This is a genomic window from Myxococcus sp. AS-1-15 (assembly GCF_020037055.1).
In the GTDB taxonomy this organism is placed as follows: Bacteria; Myxococcota; Myxococcia; order Myxococcales; family Myxococcaceae; genus Myxococcus; species Myxococcus fulvus.
On sequence record NZ_JAIQDF010000012.1, the window covers coordinates 316878 to 333237 of the forward strand.

The following is a 16360-nucleotide window of genomic DNA, read 5'->3' on the forward strand; positions in this document are numbered from 1 at the left end:
TCCCAGAGCGAGTCAAGTGGGTCCGGTTCAAGGAAAAGCGTGATACAGCGTGCGTCGACACGCGCGGGTCCTTCCGCGTGGCACGCGCCCCGGCGCGTAGGCCCGTGATTCACGCTCGGGTCCTGGGAGGGTGACAGATGCAGTCGAGATGCGTCTTGCAACGCCTGGTCTTGATGCTGTGCTGTGCCGTGGTGTGGTCGTGCGAGCAACAGCGCGACCTGCCCGCGGCGGAGGAGGCGCTCGCCCTGGCCCGGAGCTACTTCCCGGAGCTTGCCACGGACGAGGCCGCCCCCAGGCGCTTCTCGTCGTCCCACATGCCGGCCTCCGGCTCGGACGCGCGGGCGCTGACGGCCCGGCTCATCGGGAGCGGGACGCTGGAGATTTCCACCCGGGGGCTGTCCTTCCGGGTCGAGTCGTCGCCGGGTGAGGCCGACCACGGGACGCCGCGCCACGAGGGCGCCGTCTCGTACGTGGGCGAGCGGCACTTCTTCTTCCCGGTGGGCGGCTTCGCGGCGCTGAGCCAGGGCTGGCGCGGCTCGCGCATCGAGGAGGCCTGGGTGGTGGACGCCTCCGAGCCCACCCACCGCGCCGAGTACCGCGTCACGCTCCCGGCCACGGTGACGCGGCTGCGGGACACGGGCGAGGTCATCGAGTTCCTCGACGAGGACGGCGCGCCGGTGCTGCGCTTCCACCCGTCCGAGGTCCGTGACGCGCAAGGCACCTCCCGTCGCGGGACGGCGCGGCTGTCGGGCGTGCGCGCGAGCGCCGTCGCGAAGGTGTTCGACGTCGTGGCGCCTCAGGTGGGAATCGTCTCGGAGGTCGCGCTCGCGGGGCTCCAGGCGCCGCTGGTGGTTGACCCCGGCTGGTCCTCGACGGCGGTGATGGCGACCGCGCGGGCCCAGCATGCCGCCATCCCGCTGACGGATGGCTCCGTCCTGGCGGTGGGCGGCGTCAACAGCCTGGGCTTCGTCACCAGCGCGGAGCGGTTCGACCCCACGCGGGGCGCCTGGTCCGCCGTCGCGGCCCCGGGCATCACCGGCAATACGTCGGTCGGCGTGATGCTGCCGACGGGCAGGGCCGTCGCCTTCATGGACGGCAGCCTGACGGGGCGCCTGTACGACGCGGCGGCGAACACCTGGACCGCCACGGGCGCGATGTCCGCGAGCCGCTCGCTGCCGACCGCCACGCTGCTATCCTCGGGGCAGGTGCTGGTCGCGGGCGGCTCCAGCCTGGCGACGGCGGAGCTGTACGACCCGACGACGAACACCTTCACGGCCACGGCCTCCATGTCCATCGCCCGCCGTGCCCACGTCGCCGCGCGGCTGCGGGATGGTCGGGTGCTGGTGGTCAGCGGCTTCAACCCTGGGGGTGGGAACGTCCCCAGCGCGGAGCTCTACGACCCCACCTCCGGGACCTGGACGCTCGCGGCTCCGCCCCTGGTGCCGCGTCATTACGCGACAGGGACGATGCTGCCCGATGGGCGCGTGCTGGTCGCGGGCGGCCGCTCGGGCGTGAATGTCGTCACGCACGCGGAGCTCTACGACCCGGTGGCCAACACCTGGACCGCGACGGGCGCGCTGCGGCTTCCCCGCAACGGCCACACGGCCACGCTGCTCCCGGATGGGAAGGTCGTGGTGATGGGCGGCTCGGATGACGCGAGGGTGGCTCAGACCGTCGCGGAAATCTATGACCCCGCGACGGGGACCTGGAGCGACGCGGGCACGGTGGCCGTGGGCCGCGAGAACGCCACCGCCACGCTGCTCGTCACCGGGCAGGTGCTGGTCGCCGGCGGCTTCAACCAGTCGGGTGGCCCCACGGTCTTCACCGCGGAGACGGACCGCTACGAGGCCTCCAGCTCCCGCTGGACGCCGGCCGGCGCGCTGGCGACGGCGCGCGAGAGTCAGTCGACCGTGCTGCTGCCCTCGGGGCAGGTGCTGGTCGCCGGAGGCCGCGCCGACACGGGCGTGCTCGGCGACACGGAGCGCTACACCCCCGCGAGTGACTCCTGGTCCGCCGCGGCCCCGATGAGCACGACGCGCGAGCGCGCCACGTTGACGCTGCTGCGCTCGGGGCAGGTGCTCGCCATCGGTGGCGCCAACAACGGCGGTGCGCGCCTGTCCTCGGCGGAGCGGTACGACCCGACGACGGACACCTGGGTTCCCGCGGGGAACATGGCGGGCGCGCGCGATGGCCACACCGCGACGCTGCTCGCGACGGGCGACGTGCTGGTGACGGGCGGACGGCTCGCGGGCGTGACGGAGATCTACGACGTGGCCGCCAACACCTGGCGTCCGGTGGCCACGACTCCGGAGACTCGCACGAACCACGCCGCGGTGCTGCTGCCGGACGGTCGGGTGCTGGTGGCGGGCGGACGCTTCAGCTCGACGTCGGTCAACTCGGTGGAGCTGTATGACCCGGCCCTGGACACGTGGTCCCCCGCCGCGTCGCTCGCGGAGGGCCGGGCCCACTTCTCGCTGACCCTGCTGCCATCCGGGCGGGTGCTGGCCGCGGGCGGCCTTTCCCCCACGGCCGAGACGGCGACCGCGGAGCTGTACGACCCGACGACCAACACCTGGTCTCCGGCGGGGACGCTCACGACGGCGCGGGCCCATCACTCCGCCGCGCTGCTGCCCTCCGGGCGCGTGCTCGTCGCGGGTGGCGAGGGCGGGGGGAGCGTGCTGAACAGCGCGGAGCTGTACGACCCGGTGACGAACACCTGGCAGCCCGCGGCGAACCTGCCCGAGGGCCGGACGCTCTCGAAGCTCATCGTGTTGTCCACCGGCGAAGCGCTGACCTTCGGCGGGCAGGACGCGGGCGGTGCCTGGCTGGCGAGCGCCTCGCGCTACGAGGACACGGGCGCGCAGCCCGCCTGGCGGCCGACGGTGGCCACGCCGGACCAGGTCCCCATCGGCTGTCCGGTGCGCATCACCGGCACGGGGTTCCAGGGCATCTCCGGGGCCAGCTCGGGTGACTACCGCGACTCCTCTGCGGCCTTCCCGCAGGTGCGCCTGCAGGCCAACGAGGGCCGGCGGCTGTGGAGCCTGCCGGGCAGCGACATGTCCGCCACGGGCGTGACGGCCACCATCCCCGCGAGCGTGACGCCGGGCGCGTATGTGCTCTCCGTCTTCGCCAACGGCGTGGGCGGTGGACGCGTGGTGCGCGCGGTGACGAACACGGCGCCCACCGTGCAGGGCCTGACGGCCCTGTCGAGCAACGGGGCGCCCGCGGAGGTGACGCTGACGGGCACGGACGCGGAGGGCTCCGCGCTCACGTTCATCATCGTCACGCCGCCGGCGCACGGCACGCTCACGGGCACGCCGCCCGACCTCACGTACACGCCGAACCCGGGCTACATCGGACCGGACAGCTTCACGTACCGGGCGCGCGACTGCGGGCTCGACAGCAACGAGGCCACGGTGACGGTCGACGTGACCGATGACCCGCCGACGCTCACCTGTCCGGCGGACCTGGTGGTGGACGCCACGAGCGCGGCCGGCGCGGTGGTGACCTATCCCCCGGCCACGGCGTCCGACAACGGCGGGCCCGAGCCCACGGTGACTTACTCGCACCCCTCGGGCAGCACGCTGCCTTTGGGCGACACGACGGTGACGGTGACGGCGGAGGACGCGGGCGGCCAGCAGGTCACCTGCACCTTCCTGGTGACGGTGCGCGACACGACGGCGCCCACGCTGACGTGCCCCGCCGACATCCAGGTCCAATCCGACGCGCAGGGCGGCGCGGAGGTGACCTACAGCGTGCCGCCTCCGACGGACACCGCCGGCGCCGTCACCGTGACGACGTCGCACCCGTCCGGCTCGCGCTTCCCGACGGGCCGCACGCGCGTCACCGTCACCGCGACGGACGCCTCGGGGAACGCCTCCCGGTGCGAGTTCGACGTCACCGTGCAGACCTTCGTGGTGCGCATCGCCGGCGGCAGCTGCCAGGCGGCGGGCGGTGGAGCGAACCTGGCGTTGGTGGTGCTGGCGGTGCTCGCCGTGTGGGCGAATCGTCGTCGTGGCCGCGAGGAGGCGGGTCGATGAGCGCCTCGAATCCTCTCCTCCGACTCTTCAGCTCGAAGGACCTTCCCTTGCGTAAATCGGCACGGATGTGTGTGCTCGCCGCGGCGCTGGCCTCGGCGGGCGGAGCCTCGGCGCAGACGACCTCCACTCCCCTGAGCCCCTTCGACGCGGAGCGGCTGCGGCTGAACGCGTCGGCGGTGGACTCGCTGACGGTGGACACCGGGCGGCTGCTCAACGAGGGCGGCTACCGGCTCAGCCTGCTCGTGGGGTACGAGCGCGGCATCCTGGTGCTGGAGGGCAGCGACGGCAGCGAGCGCTCCATCCTCCACTACCGCACGTCGGCCTGGGTGCAGGGCTCGTGGTCGCCGGTGGACCGGTTGGAGCTGTCCGCGCGGCTGCCCGTCATCATCCACCAGGGCGGCCATGGCGAGGGCATGTACGTCGGCATCTCCACGCCGTCGTCCTCGGGCCTGGGCACGCCGGAAGTGGGCGCGCGCTACTCGCTCTTGCGTCGAGACGAGGGCGCGCCCTTGTCGCTCGCGGTGGGGCTCGACGTGGGGCTCCCGGGTGGACGCGCGAGCGCCTTCGGTCGACAGGAGCACTGGGCGGGCCTGCAGTTCTCGCCCCGCGTCTCGCTCGGCCGCGAGGTGGGCATGTTCGCGCTGGGCGCCAGCGCGGGCGCGCGCATCCGGTCCACGGAGGTGAACCCGGGCCGCGACGTGGGCACGGAGCTGGAGCAGTCCGTGGTGGTGGCCACGCGCGGCGAGGGGCTGCGCGGCGAGCTGGCGCTGCAGGTGGCCGAGTCGCTGGTGCAGCCCGACGTGGCGGTGGAGCTGCTCGGCGGCGTGCGGCTTCCCATCGGTCACGGCTTCGAGGTGAACGCGCTCGCCGGGAAGGGCTTCACGAACATCCCCGGCACGCCCGCGTGGCGGCTGGGCGCGGGAATCGCCTGGGCGCACAACCCCGCCCGCGAGGACGTCTGCCAGGGCGGACGCAAGCACACGCCCGAGCAGTGCCCGGACAACGACGACGACAACGACGGTGTGCTCAACAAGTCCGACCGCTGCCCGAACGAGGCGGGCTCGGCGGACAACGAGGGCTGCCCGGACCCGGACTCGGATGGCGACGGCGTGCCGGACCGGAACGACGCGTGCCCGAGCGAGGCCGGCAGCAAGGACGCGGGTGGCTGCCCGGACAAGGACGGCGACGGCGTGCCGGACGCGAAGGACCAGTGCCCGGACGAGAAGGGCACGGCCGAGAACCAGGGCTGCCCCGCCACGAAGGACACGGACGGCGACGGCGTCCCGGATGACCAGGACAAGTGCCCCGACCAGAAGGGCACGGCGGAGAACCAGGGCTGCCCCGCGGCGAAGGACACGGACGGCGACGGCGTGCCGGACGACGAGGACAAGTGCCCCGACCAGAAGGGCACGGCGGAGAACCAGGGCTGCCCCGCGGCGAAGGACACGGACGGTGACGGCGTCCCGGATGACCAGGACCAGTGCCCGAACGAAGCGGGCGTGGCGGGTCGTCAGGGCTGCCCGGAGCCGGCGCCGGTGGAGGAGAAGCTGTCGCTGGCGGACCGTCGCGTCACCTTCACGGTGGGCCGCGCCGAAATCGAGGGCGAGGGCACCAGGGTGCTGGATGACGTGGCCGCGCAGCTGAAGGCGCGTCCGGACGTCGCCATCCGCATCGAGGGCCACACGGACAACACCGGTCCGGAGGAACTCAACCGCACGCTGAGCCAGGAGCGCGCGGAGTCGGTGCGCGCCTACCTCATCAAGCGCGGCATCGACGGCAAGCGCCTGGAGGCCAGGGGCTACGGCCCGTCGCGTCCCATCGCGACGAACGACACCCCGGAAGGCCGCGGCGAGAACCGCCGCGTGGAGTTCATCATCAAGCGGTAACGGCAGGACCTGGAGGCCCGCGGAGCCACGAGGCTCCGCGGCCTTCGGCGGCGGTTCACGCCACGGCGACGTAGGCGGCCACCGCCACCATGCACGCGCCGAACGTCCAGCCCTGGATGCGCAGGGCCCGCTCGGAGCGGAAGCGTCCCAGGATGAGCTTCCCGCCGTAGATCCACGGGAAGTGGCACGCCACGCAGACGACCAGGAAGGCCCCGGTGAGCTGCGCCGTCTGCGCGAGCATCCCGAGCTCCGGCCTCAGGAACTGCGAGAACATCACCAGGACCATCGAGTGGATCTTCGGGTTGAGCGCGACGGCGAGCACGCCCTCGACGAACCCGAGCCGCTCCGGCTCCGCGTCCTCCGCGGTGGGCGCGCGCGTGCCGCGCACGAAGCTCCACGCGAGATGGAGCAGGTACGCCACGCTGCACCAGCGTAGGACGTGCAGCAGCGCGGGCACGCCTTGCAGCGCACGGCCCAGCCCCAACCCGTAGACGAGGCACAGGGCGACGTTGGCCACCTCGAAGCCGAGCCAGAATGGCAGCGTGCCGCGGAGGCCGAAGCGGCCTCCGGCGGTGGCGAGCACCGTGTTGCCGGGGCCCGGACTGAACACCATCGGCACCGTGTAACCGAGGAACATCACCCAGACTTCGACGGGAATCATGGCGCAAGCCCCAAGCCCCCGGCGCGTCCATCGCGTCGGGCACACGCTGGGACAAACTCCATTTCGAGCCCGCTCCCCAGCGAGCTATCCTCGGGCCCTCGATAAAGGGAGCTCATCGAGCATGCGACGCATTCCACCGCTCGGAGCCCTGCGGGCCTTCGAGGCGGGAGCACGGCACCTGAGCTTCACCCGCGCCGCCACCGAGCTGCGCGTCACGCAGGCCGCCATCAGCCATCAGGTGCGTCAGCTGGAGGACTGGCTCGGCGTGTCGCTGTTCGAGCGCCGGGGCCACGCGCTGACGCTGACGCAGAAGGGACAGGCCTACCTGCGCGAGCTCACCCCCGCCTTCGAGCATCTGGCCGAGGCGACCACACGCCTGTACGAGGCCCAGCCGGGGCCGCTGCGGCTCACCGTGCTGCCCTCGCTCGCCGCGTGTTGGCTGGTGCCCCGGCTCGCGTCCCTGCGTGAGCGACACGAGGCGCTGGAGCTCCAGATTTCGAGCGCCGGCGAGCTGTGGGACTTCCTGGACGACCGCTTCGATGTCGGCCTGCGCTCCGGGCTGGGGAAGTGGACGGGGCTCAAGGCCGAGCTGCTGGCGCCGGAGGGGCTCACGCCCGTGTGTACGCCCGCGCTCGCGAGGCGCCTGCGCTCGCCCTCGGACCTGCGCAAGCTCCGGCTCCTCCACGACACGCCGAAGGACGGCTGGCGGCGCTGGTTGGACGCGGCCGGGGTGGAGGGCGTGGACACCACGAAGGGCTTCGCGTTCAACGACGCGGGGCTGGTGCTCCAGGCCGCGCGTCAGGGGGAGGGCGTGGCGCTGGGCCGGCTGATGCTCGCCGCCGAGGACCTGCGGACCGGACGGCTCGTCCGGCCCTTCGAGACGGTGCTCCCCAACGACTACGGCTACTGGCTCGTCCACCCGCGGCCGCTGTCGGGCCGCTCCGACGTGGCGACGCTGCGCGCCTGGTTGCGCTCCGAGGCGCGCGCCACCGCGCGTTTTGTGGGGCTCGCCGTTACGGGGTAGCCCTGGCCGCGCACGAGAAGTCGGCCGGCGTGCTCCACAGCTGCTGGTCGCCCGTGTCGTCCTTGGCGAAGAAGAAGACGTGCTCGCCCAGGCGGCGGAAGCCCGCGGGCGAGGAGCCCCATGGGCCCGGGGTGATGTCCGCGAGCTGCCCCGTGGTGGCCGACGTGCCCCGCGTGAACCAGGGCTCGGTGGCCCCGTACTCGGACCCGCTGAAGAGCAGCGCGCCGTGGCCCGTGTCGAACAGCGGGGAACTGGAGTCGAGGCTCAGGTCCAACGGACGATGGATGAACCGGGTGCCCGCGGCGCTGCCATCCGTCACCCACAGCGACACGTCCTGGTGGCCGGGCCCCGTGCCGCCGATGGCCATGGAGAAGTAGAGCTTCCCTCCGGAGCGCAGCGTGCGCTGCAGATAGGGCATGGCATCCGGGCGATTCGCGTAGGGGTTGTCCAGGGTGGTGATGCGCGCCTTGCCGCCGCCCTCCAGCGAGAGGCGCTCCACGTGGAGCGCGCGCATGTTCGACGACAGCGTGCCCAGGTAGACCCAGTCGCCCAGCACGCCGAGCAGCCGCGTGGACCTGCCGAAGGAGTCCAGGCGCACCGTGCCCTGGGCGGTGCCGTCGGTCTTCCACACCTCGTCGTGCGAGCCGTCGTTCATCACGAACAGACCCACGTCGCCCGTCGGGTCCACGTGGTGGACGTACGCGTCACGCGAGTCGACCTTCTTGACGGCGAGCGTCCCGGAGGGCGTGCCGTCGGTGCGCCACAGCGTGGTGCCGCCGCGCTCCGAGGACAGGAAGAAGAGCAGCGAATTGCCCACCTTCAACGAGGTGGCCTGGACGATGACGTCGTCGGGGATGAGGGCCACGCGGACGGTGCCGTCGGGCGTTCCATCCGAGCTCCACAGCTCGTGATGCACGTAGGGCGGCTGGGAGTCGAACGTCGCCCGGACGAAGACGAGCACGTCCTCGAGCGCGGTGTGATGCATCAGCGACGAGCCCTCCGCGCCGGGCGTCATGTCCTTGAGCAGCCGGCTCCCCGCCTGGGTGCCGTCGCTGACCCACAGCTCGTTGCCGGTGTCGGGGTCGTCGACCTCGAAGAAGACCTTGCGGCCCATGGCCACCAGGCTCCCCAGTCGAGGGGCGCGCCGCGGGGCGGGGGCGAAGCGGTTCACCTCCACGGTGCCCCCGGGGGTTCCATCCGTGCGCCAGAGGGTGGCGCCGCCATCCTGGAAGTTGGTGCCGAAGTAGAGCATCCCGCCCATGTCGACGAGCAGGTCCGTCCCGCGCTGCTTGCCGGCGATGAGGACGGGGCCCGAGCCCGGTGGCGTGATGACCTTCAACCGGGAGGCCGTGCCCTGGGGACAGGCCTGGGCACGGGCTGCGCTTGCGCCCGTGTCGACAGCCTGTGTCGCTTCGGGGCTCGTGGAAACTCCGCACCCCGCCAGTCCGAGTCCCAACAAGGTGCACCAGAGTCTTGCCCGCATGTCCGTTCCTTTCCGGGTCCAAAAAAGCAACGGACGGTGGGGTGGGAGGCCCGGACTTCCAACGTGCTCCGTGGGGAGGGGTTCCCGTTCAGGACACGTCGCATGTCACCTACCAGCGGGCGTTCGGGTCCACCCGCTGGCGCGTCGCCGCGTTGAGGCGGTTCCAGAGGTTGACCAGGCCGATGGACATCACGAGCGCGCCCAGCGCCGGCTCGTCGTAGTGCCGGGCGGCCTCCTGCCAGACGTCGTCGGGCACCGCGTCCGAACGGTCGCTCAAGCGGGTGACGCATTCGGTGAGCGCCAGCGCGGCGCGCTCGGCGTCGGTGAAGTAGGGCGTGTCGCGCCAGGCGGCGACGGCGAACAGCCGCTCCTCGCTCTCACCGGCCTTCCTGGCCGTGCGCGGGTGCATGTCCACGCAGACCGAGCAGCCGTTGATTTGACTGGCGCGCAGGTGGACCAGGTCCAGCGTCTTCTGCGGCACGCCGCCCTGGCTCGTGGCCTTGGAGAGCGCCATCAGCGCGTGCATGGCCTCGGGGACGACCATCGCGGGGTTCTTCATGCGGGAGTTCATGACAGGAGTGCTCCGGGAGCCTCGAAGGGCTCCGGTGGAAGGGAGTTGCTGAACCGCTGTCTGCGTGTCACATCGACGCCGTGCTGCGTCCGGCGCCGCGATGACGGAGCCCCGCGAAGGAATGTGACCGATGGACGAAGAAATTCGGCGAGCCAGGGAGTTCGAGTCCCACCGGATGCACCTTCGGGCCGTGGCGTACCGGATGCTGGGCTCGGTGAGCGAGGCGGAGGACGCGGTGCAGGAGGCCTGGCTCCACGTGAGTCGGGCGGACACCCATGATGTGGTGAATCCCCGGGGCTGGCTGACGACGGTGGTGGCGCGGGTGTGCCTGGACTTCCTGCGCACCCGCAGCTCCCGCCGCGAGGAGTCCGCGGACCTGCAGGGCGTCTCCCGGTTGGAGCATGTGCCCGCCGCGGGCGACCCCGAGCAGGCGTCGCTGATGGCGGACTCGGTGGGCGTGGCGCTGCTGGTGGTGCTGGACGCGCTCAGTCCTCCGGAGCGCATCGCCTTCGTGCTGCACGACCTGTTCTCGCTGTCGTTCGACGACATCGGGCCCATCGTGGGGCGCACGGCGACGGCGGCCCGGCAACTGGCCAGCCGGGCGCGGCGCCGGGTGCATGGGGCCGCGCTCTCTCCAGACGCGGACCTGGGCCGGCAGCGGGAGCTGGTCGCGGCCTTCCATGCGGCGGCGCGGGGCGGGGACCTGGACGCGTTGCTCGCGATATTGGACCCGGACGTGGTGGCGCGCACGGATGCGCGGGTGTTGCCACCCGGGGCGTCGCGGGAGGTCCGGGGCGCGGCGTTCGTCGCGCGTCAGGCCACCCTCGCGTCGGCGCGTGCGCGCTTCACGCAGCTGGCGCTCATCGATGGGCAGGTGGGGCTGGTCATCGCGCCGGGAGGCCGGCTGGTCTCCGTGCTGCGCTTCACCGTGGAGGCAGGGCGCGTGGTGGCCATCGAGTCCATCTTCGACCCCGAGCGGCTGAGCCAGCTCGAGGTGGCGGTGTTCCCCGCCTGAGTCCGTCGCGGCTCACCAGGCGGTGCCGCTCAGGCTGCTCTCTCGCAGGCCGCCTTGGGGGAGCACGGTGAGGAAGCGGCGCGACACCGGGTGCCACGCGGTGGGCTTGAGGGTGGCGTCCTCGTGCAGCTTCTCACCGGTCTCGATGTCCCAGACGGCCGTGCCGGTGTCCGCCGCGCTGGCGAGCAGCAGGTTGCCGTCGCACTCGAAGGCGCCTCGGGGACCTGGGAACCAGCGCAGGAGCTTGCCGGTGGAGACGTCGTGGAAGAGCGCGGCGTCGATGAGCTTGTCGACGTCTCCACCGAAGCCCCACGTCGCGAGGATGCGGGGGCCGACGAAGCAGCGCGGGCCGTCCCAGTAATAGGGGACCTCGCGGAGCCGTCGCTGCGAGGGGCCGTCCTCGGACTCCCAGACGTTCTCCCGCACCCAGCGCCGCAGCGAGAGGCTGGTGAGGATGCCCACCGGGTGCCAGACCCAGCCGTCGTCCACGAGCCACTCGTCGTTGGGGGACACGGTGAGGCCGCAGTGGAAGTAGTCGAGCTCGTGCGCGCGGATGGGTTGATTGGGCTCGCCTCGGGACGGCGGCTCGCGGGCGCTCAGCAGCGCGCCGCTGGCGGGGTCCGACAGGTCCAGCCGGTTCCACCCGGTGGCGTGTACGAGCAGCGTGCGGTCGCCATCGCGGAAGAAGGCGACAGAGTAGTCGCAGTGCTTCGTGTGGTACGAGCCCCGGTCGAGCCGCATCGTCACCGCGCTGGTGGTGAGGTCGACGACGACGCCGTGGCTGCCGCGCAGGTTGACCACGGCGGCGAAGCGGGCGCAGGCGGAGACGTGCAGCGCGAGGGGCGCGGCGAGGTCGAGCGCGGTGTCGCTCACCGAGCCCAGACGGGCGGGGGGGGCCTCGTCGAGGTCCAGGCGGAGCAGGGCGCCCTCCGGGTCCACCGCGAGCCAGCTCGACGCGCCGAGGGCGGCGACGGCGAGCGGCGTGCGTCCGGTGAGCGCGGAGAGGCTGTGCTCGCGATGCTCGAAGCGCAGGTCCGTGGCGCGGGAGCGGGACTCGGGGCGGCCGATGACGCCGATGAGGTCGAAGCCACGGGCGACGGTGGCCTGCTGACAGTCGGTGCAGACGGCGCGGTGGGCCTGTCCGGGGTGGCTGACGCGGCCGCAGTCCTCACAGAGCAGGTCCATCCAGGCGCCCCTGCCGGTGAAGCGGACGTAGTAACCCGCGTCTTCGTTCTCGAGCAGGTGGACGCAGCACAGACCCGCGACGGGCGCGGCATGGCCACAGGCGAGTGTCTCCACGGCGGACCTCGAGGTGAAGGTGAGGTCGGCAAGGTACCCGAGCCGCGTTGTCGTCGCATCCGACGCGGGTCGCGGAGGCGCGCCATGGCGTGCGTGGTGGCCGTGCGTTGGCGTCCGGGTCCGCTTGTGTCGAGAAACTCCGTCCGCGCTTCACCTGGGCGCTCGAGTGCGTGCGCCGGTGAGCGGGTGGCCTACCTGAGCGCCGACGCATCGAGCCTTGGGCCAGCCTGGAAGATTCCGCCGCGCGTCCGGTCAGGCGCGGTGGTCCGCCTTGGACGCGTCACTCGCGTCGACGACCTCCACGTTGCGGAAGTCCTCACAGGGCTTGGCGAAGCCGAGCACGTACTTCAGCGTGCGCAGCTCCAGCAGCAGCTTGTTCCAAAGCCTGCGCGGCAGGCTCGGCTTCACGGAGACGGGCAGCGTCAGCGCGCTGTCGTTGAGGTCCAGGTAGTGGCAGGTCGTGCGCCCCAGGCCCTCGAACTCGTGCTCCAGCCCTTGGGCCTTGCCTCGCAGCTCCGGCTCCAGCCGCTGGTGCACCGCGTCGGTCATCAGGACGTACTCGGACACCGGCACGTCGTTCTTCAGCATCCGATGCACGAGGATGACGTCGACGCCCGCCAGCTCCGTGAGGTGCTTCACGCGCTGGAACGCGACTTCTCCGGAGTGGGCCACGAACTTGAGCGTCAGCGAGCCCACCTGCGTGCACCCGTCGCACTTGCACATCCGGTCCACGTCCAACAGCGTCCGCCGCGCGAGGAACGCACGCCGGATGTCGGCGATGCGCTGGGCGAGCGAGCCGTGGTCCTCTCCCACCGCGTAGAAGAACGCCGCGTCGCCTTCCAGCTTGGCGAGCTTGAGCTTCCCCGACGCGTCGATGACCGCCTCGAGCAGTTGCGCCACCGAGTCCTGCGCGTGCGCAAGACTGAAGCGGTGGTGCTTCATGAAGCGGGTGTAGCCGCCGATGTCCGCGATGAGCAGCAGCGCCTTCTCTGTCGCCATTCGGCCAGCAGCGTAGCCCAGCGCCCCGGAGAGGCAAGCCGCCCACCCGGGCTCAGCGCTCCGACTCCACCTCCTCACGAAGGCGGTGCAGGGCCTCCGCGAGCGGATTGTCGGGATGGAGCCTCACCTGGATGGGCATCCCGAGCAGCACCTCCAGCTCCGTGAACCCCTTCAACACCGGCCCCGGCGCCTGGGTGTCGACCTGAATCATCAGGGACTTCTCCCAGGACACGGTCTCCAGCCGGTCATCCGCGGACAGGTACGGCCGAAGGCGGGGCACCATGTCCGCGGCCCCGGGGTTCTTCTTCGCGAAGTACCCGGTGACGATGACGCGCTGGCCCGTGAGCATGAGCGCCCGTCCTCCCTGGCGATGGGCCAGGTACCCCAGCCGAGGACCGAAGTGGCCCTCCTCGAGCAGCACGTGCGCGCCCGCCACGGTGACGGCGCCCTCCAAATCCCGCGCGTAGCGCGCCGCGGCCTCCGCCGAATCGAACAGGGCCCACAGCCGCGTCCGAGTGGCCCTCGGATGCCTCGACGCGAGGGCCTGCTTCAGGTTGGCTTCCCGTGGCATCTCCACCAGCTCCGCCGCGAGCACCGCGCCATGCTCCTGCGCCATCGCGGAGAGGCGGGCCGCGCGCGTATCGAGCGCCTCCTCGTCTCCGGCCCCGCCCCAGAAATCCACCAGCCCGTGGAGCTGGTTCGCATGGCGCACGAAGGGGCCGAACTCCGCCGCGTCCAACGCGCGCGCGAGCGCCGGGAGCGCCGCCGCGTCCTTCACGCCGAACACCGTGGCCAGCAGGACCTGCGCGTGGACATGGATGCCCGTGTGGACCAGGCGGCCCTTGCGCTTCCACACCCGCGACCGCAGCGCGCGGAAGTCGTCTCCCAGCGTCATGTCGGTGTGCATCAGCACCGCGCGCCCCATCGCGAGCATCACCTGGGGCGCGTACTCATCCGCCGCGACGCGGATGCCCTCGGCCTCCAGCAACGCCTTCCACCGCTCGGGGTATTCACCCCCTGGCTTCCAATCCGGAACGAGCGTCTCCAGATAAGCCGTCGCCTCCTCGGGTGTATCGAAGCGGCCCACGAGCACGCAGTCGCCGCTGTTGTTGCCGGAGAACCCGCGCCACACCCGGACGCCCTCTTCGAGCGCATCCGCGCGTGGCGAGCTCACGCGCGCGCAGCCCGGCAGGGGCGACGGCGTGGACAGCGTCGCCTGATTCTCCTCCCACGCCCGGAGCACGTCCTCCGCCGAGCCGACGGGCAGGCCCGCGCCATGGAACGAGCAGGACTTCAGCTTCCGGTCCGACGTCAGCGTGACGAAGTCGCGTCCCGCGCCGCAGTCACCGCCGAAGAGCCGGGGCACCTCCAGCAGCATGTCCCCGAAGCAGACCGACAGCCGCGTGCGCACCGGGCTCGCCGCCACGATGTCCGTGAGCCGCGCCTCGTCGTCCGCGCCGAGCCGCAGCGCCGCATCCCGCCCCACGTAGCGCAGGAGCGCGACATCGCGGCACCCCAGCGCCTCCAGCCTCCGCAGCCGCTCCGGGAGGCCCGACACCTGCTCCGGCGTGGCGAGCAGGTTCACCCCGAAGGTCTGCCCCGCGCGGGCCAGCCGCGCCACGCTGGCCTCCCAGTCGTTGTCCTCGTACAGGGACACCCGCACCTCACCCAGGTGGGGTTGCAGTCGCGCGAGCCGCTCCTCCGAGAGCAGCACCCCGTTCGTGGTGAAGTGGATGGCCAGCGGCGTGTGCGTCGCCAGCCGCTCGACGAGCGCATCGAAGCCCCGGAACGCGAGCGGCTCCCCGCCACCGAAGGCCACCTCCAGCGTCCCCGCGCGCGCCAGCCCCGAGAGCACCTCGAACGCCGAGTCCACCGTCCAGTCGCTGCGCGCCTCGCGCTCCCGCGAACAGAAACCACACGCCAGGTTGCACGCGTTGGTGATGCCGAAGAGCACCAGCCGGGGCGCGCGGCGTCGCAGGTGCCGTGTCCCGGGGGCATCGAGCCGGAGGTTCGTCCCCGTCTTCCGATGGAACCAGAGGAGGGCACCGTCGAGAGCATGGGGGCGCCAGTCGGGCTGCGGCTGCATGGGGACCTCGTGGGGAGAGCGGCCCCCATACGTCCACCTTCGCACAGCCCTGACTCGATGGCGCGCCCGGTCGAACGCTCGCTCAGCTCCTGGTAGTCCGTGCTCTCACACCACAAGAAACCTTTGCGGGGACCGGGCCGATAACCGGACAGACGCCCCGCTCATCCCCACCCCCCGAGGTTCCAGTCATGGGCATCCGGCTCCCCAGCTTCAACGACGTGAAGAAGACGGTGACCCGCACGGTGGACGACGTGAAGGACACCGTCGTCGACAAGGCCCAGGGCGTGAAGGACACCGTCGTCGACAAGGCCCAGGACGCGAAGAAGGCCGTCGTCGACACCTCGCGCGACGTCTTCGAGGACGTGAAGCGCAACCCCGTCGCGGACGCCTTCAAGAAGGCCATCACCAACCCCAAGGACCTGGCGCGGGACGTGTTCCAGACGGGCCTGCGGACCGCCTACCACGGCGCCAACGCGCTGCTCCCGGACGGCGCGACGAACGTGCTGCTCAAGGGCACGGAGCTGGGCGTGGACGCGCTCGCCAAGACGTCCGAGGTCGTGCTGGGCAAGGACGCCTCGCTCACCGACAGCCTCAAGAAGCTGGGCGAGGTCGACCTGGAGGCCATCAACCGCACCACGGACCCGGTGACGGGCCAGAAGCTCGAGGCCGACTGGACGAAGCTGTGGGGCACGTGGCTGCTGGAGGAGAAGCCGGCGGACCTGGGCACGTGGGACAAGACGACGGACGGCGAGGGCCGCACCGTCGACCGCGTCACCATCACCGATGACAAGTACACCCAGGACCTCGCGGGCCGTCCGCACCAGCAGCAGCTCACCGAGGAGTTCTTCAAGATGTACCCCAACCCCAAGCCCGGCGACGTCTTCCCGCCCACGCAGGGGGACCCGAAGGTCATCGCCGACGCGAACGACAAGGCCCTGTATCGCTTCACCGGCCCCGGCACCTCGGAGAACAACAAGGACGCGCCGTACACCGCGCTCGAGTGGTTCATGGGCTCGTACAGGACCCAGATCGAGTGCACCGGCATCGACCCGAAGACGGGCAAGCCGAACCTCGAATACAAGGTGACGAACAACTCCCACCTGGAGTCGGGCACGCGCGTGCCCCAGTCCTTCCAGGACAAGGGCCTGCCGGACGCGCTCGTGGGCGACGTCGAGCGCGAGCGGGGCCTGGGCATCGGCGGCAGCTTCATCCAGGACTTCGTCTGGACGAGCAACGGCGTGGACAACCCCAACAAGTAGCGCACGTCCTCCCGCTGTATCCATGAAGGCCCGGTGG

General features: G+C 71.7%; 11 protein-coding genes. 5 read left to right on the plus strand and 6 right to left on the minus strand.

Annotated elements, in window-relative coordinates; all coding sequences use genetic code 11:
• The first annotated feature begins 155 nt into the window (after positions 1 to 155).
• Both K8625_RS29695 and K8625_RS29700 read left to right on the plus strand, forming a co-directional pair.
• Entirely contained in the window at positions 156 to 4040 is a 3885-nt protein-coding gene (locus K8625_RS29695; RefSeq protein ID WP_223784605.1) for a kelch repeat-containing protein, read from the plus strand.
• Between the two features lie 47 nt (positions 4041 to 4087).
• Positions 4088 to 5926: an OmpA family protein gene (locus K8625_RS29700; RefSeq protein WP_223784606.1), complete on the plus strand. Its 1839-nt coding sequence runs from the start codon at positions 4088 to 4090 to the stop codon at positions 5924 to 5926.
• Positions 5927 to 5981: 55 nt separating this feature from the next.
• Here K8625_RS29700 and K8625_RS29705 read toward each other — a convergent pair whose 3' ends face one another.
• Entirely contained in the window at positions 5982 to 6587 is a 606-nt protein-coding gene (locus K8625_RS29705) for a LysE family translocator (protein ID WP_223747990.1), read from the minus strand.
• A 121-nt stretch (positions 6588 to 6708) separates the two neighbouring features.
• Between K8625_RS29705 and gcvA the strand changes: the two genes are divergently transcribed.
• On the plus strand, positions 6709 to 7611 hold the full coding sequence (gene gcvA / locus K8625_RS29710; protein WP_223784607.1) for a transcriptional regulator GcvA: 903 nt from the start codon (positions 6709 to 6711) through the stop codon (positions 7609 to 7611).
• Here the strand turns inward: gcvA and K8625_RS29715 are convergent.
• Positions 7601 to 8950 (minus strand): hypothetical protein, encoded by a 1350-nt coding sequence (locus K8625_RS29715; RefSeq protein ID WP_223784608.1) that lies wholly within the window; start codon positions 8948 to 8950, stop codon positions 7601 to 7603. The genes gcvA and K8625_RS29715 overlap by 11 nt on opposite strands.
• A 253-nt stretch (positions 8951 to 9203) precedes the next feature.
• Positions 9204 to 9665, minus strand: coding sequence for a carboxymuconolactone decarboxylase family protein (locus K8625_RS29720; protein WP_141323994.1), 462 nt, complete (start codon positions 9663 to 9665; stop codon positions 9204 to 9206).
• A 130-nt stretch (positions 9666 to 9795) separates the two neighbouring features.
• Between K8625_RS29720 and K8625_RS44290 the strand changes: the two genes are divergently transcribed.
• Complete coding sequence (locus tag K8625_RS44290; protein ID WP_267697444.1) at positions 9796 to 10680, plus strand: sigma-70 family RNA polymerase sigma factor; 885 nt, start codon at positions 9796 to 9798, stop codon at positions 10678 to 10680.
• A 12-nt stretch (positions 10681 to 10692) separates the two neighbouring features.
• Here the strand turns inward: K8625_RS44290 and K8625_RS29730 are convergent, their stop codons facing one another.
• The 3 genes from K8625_RS29730 to K8625_RS29740 form a co-directional block, all read right to left on the minus strand.
• Complete coding sequence (locus K8625_RS29730) at positions 10693 to 11979, minus strand: hypothetical protein (protein ID WP_223784609.1); 1287 nt, start codon at positions 11977 to 11979, stop codon at positions 10693 to 10695.
• A gap of 252 nt (positions 11980 to 12231) precedes the next feature.
• Positions 12232 to 12978 (minus strand): DUF2652 domain-containing protein, encoded by a 747-nt coding sequence (locus K8625_RS29735; RefSeq protein ID WP_223784610.1) that lies wholly within the window; start codon positions 12976 to 12978, stop codon positions 12232 to 12234.
• Positions 12979 to 13030: 52 nt separating this feature from the next.
• A complete protein-coding gene (locus K8625_RS29740; protein WP_223784611.1) occupies positions 13031 to 15064 on the minus strand; it encodes a radical SAM protein in 2034 nt (677 codons plus the stop codon).
• Positions 15065 to 15252: 188 nt separating this feature from the next.
• Here K8625_RS29740 and K8625_RS29745 point away from each other — a divergent pair, with 188 nt between their 5' ends.
• A complete protein-coding gene (locus tag K8625_RS29745; protein WP_223784612.1) occupies positions 15253 to 16323 on the plus strand; it encodes a hypothetical protein in 1071 nt (356 codons plus the stop codon).
• Positions 16324 to 16360: the final 37 nt, after the last annotated feature.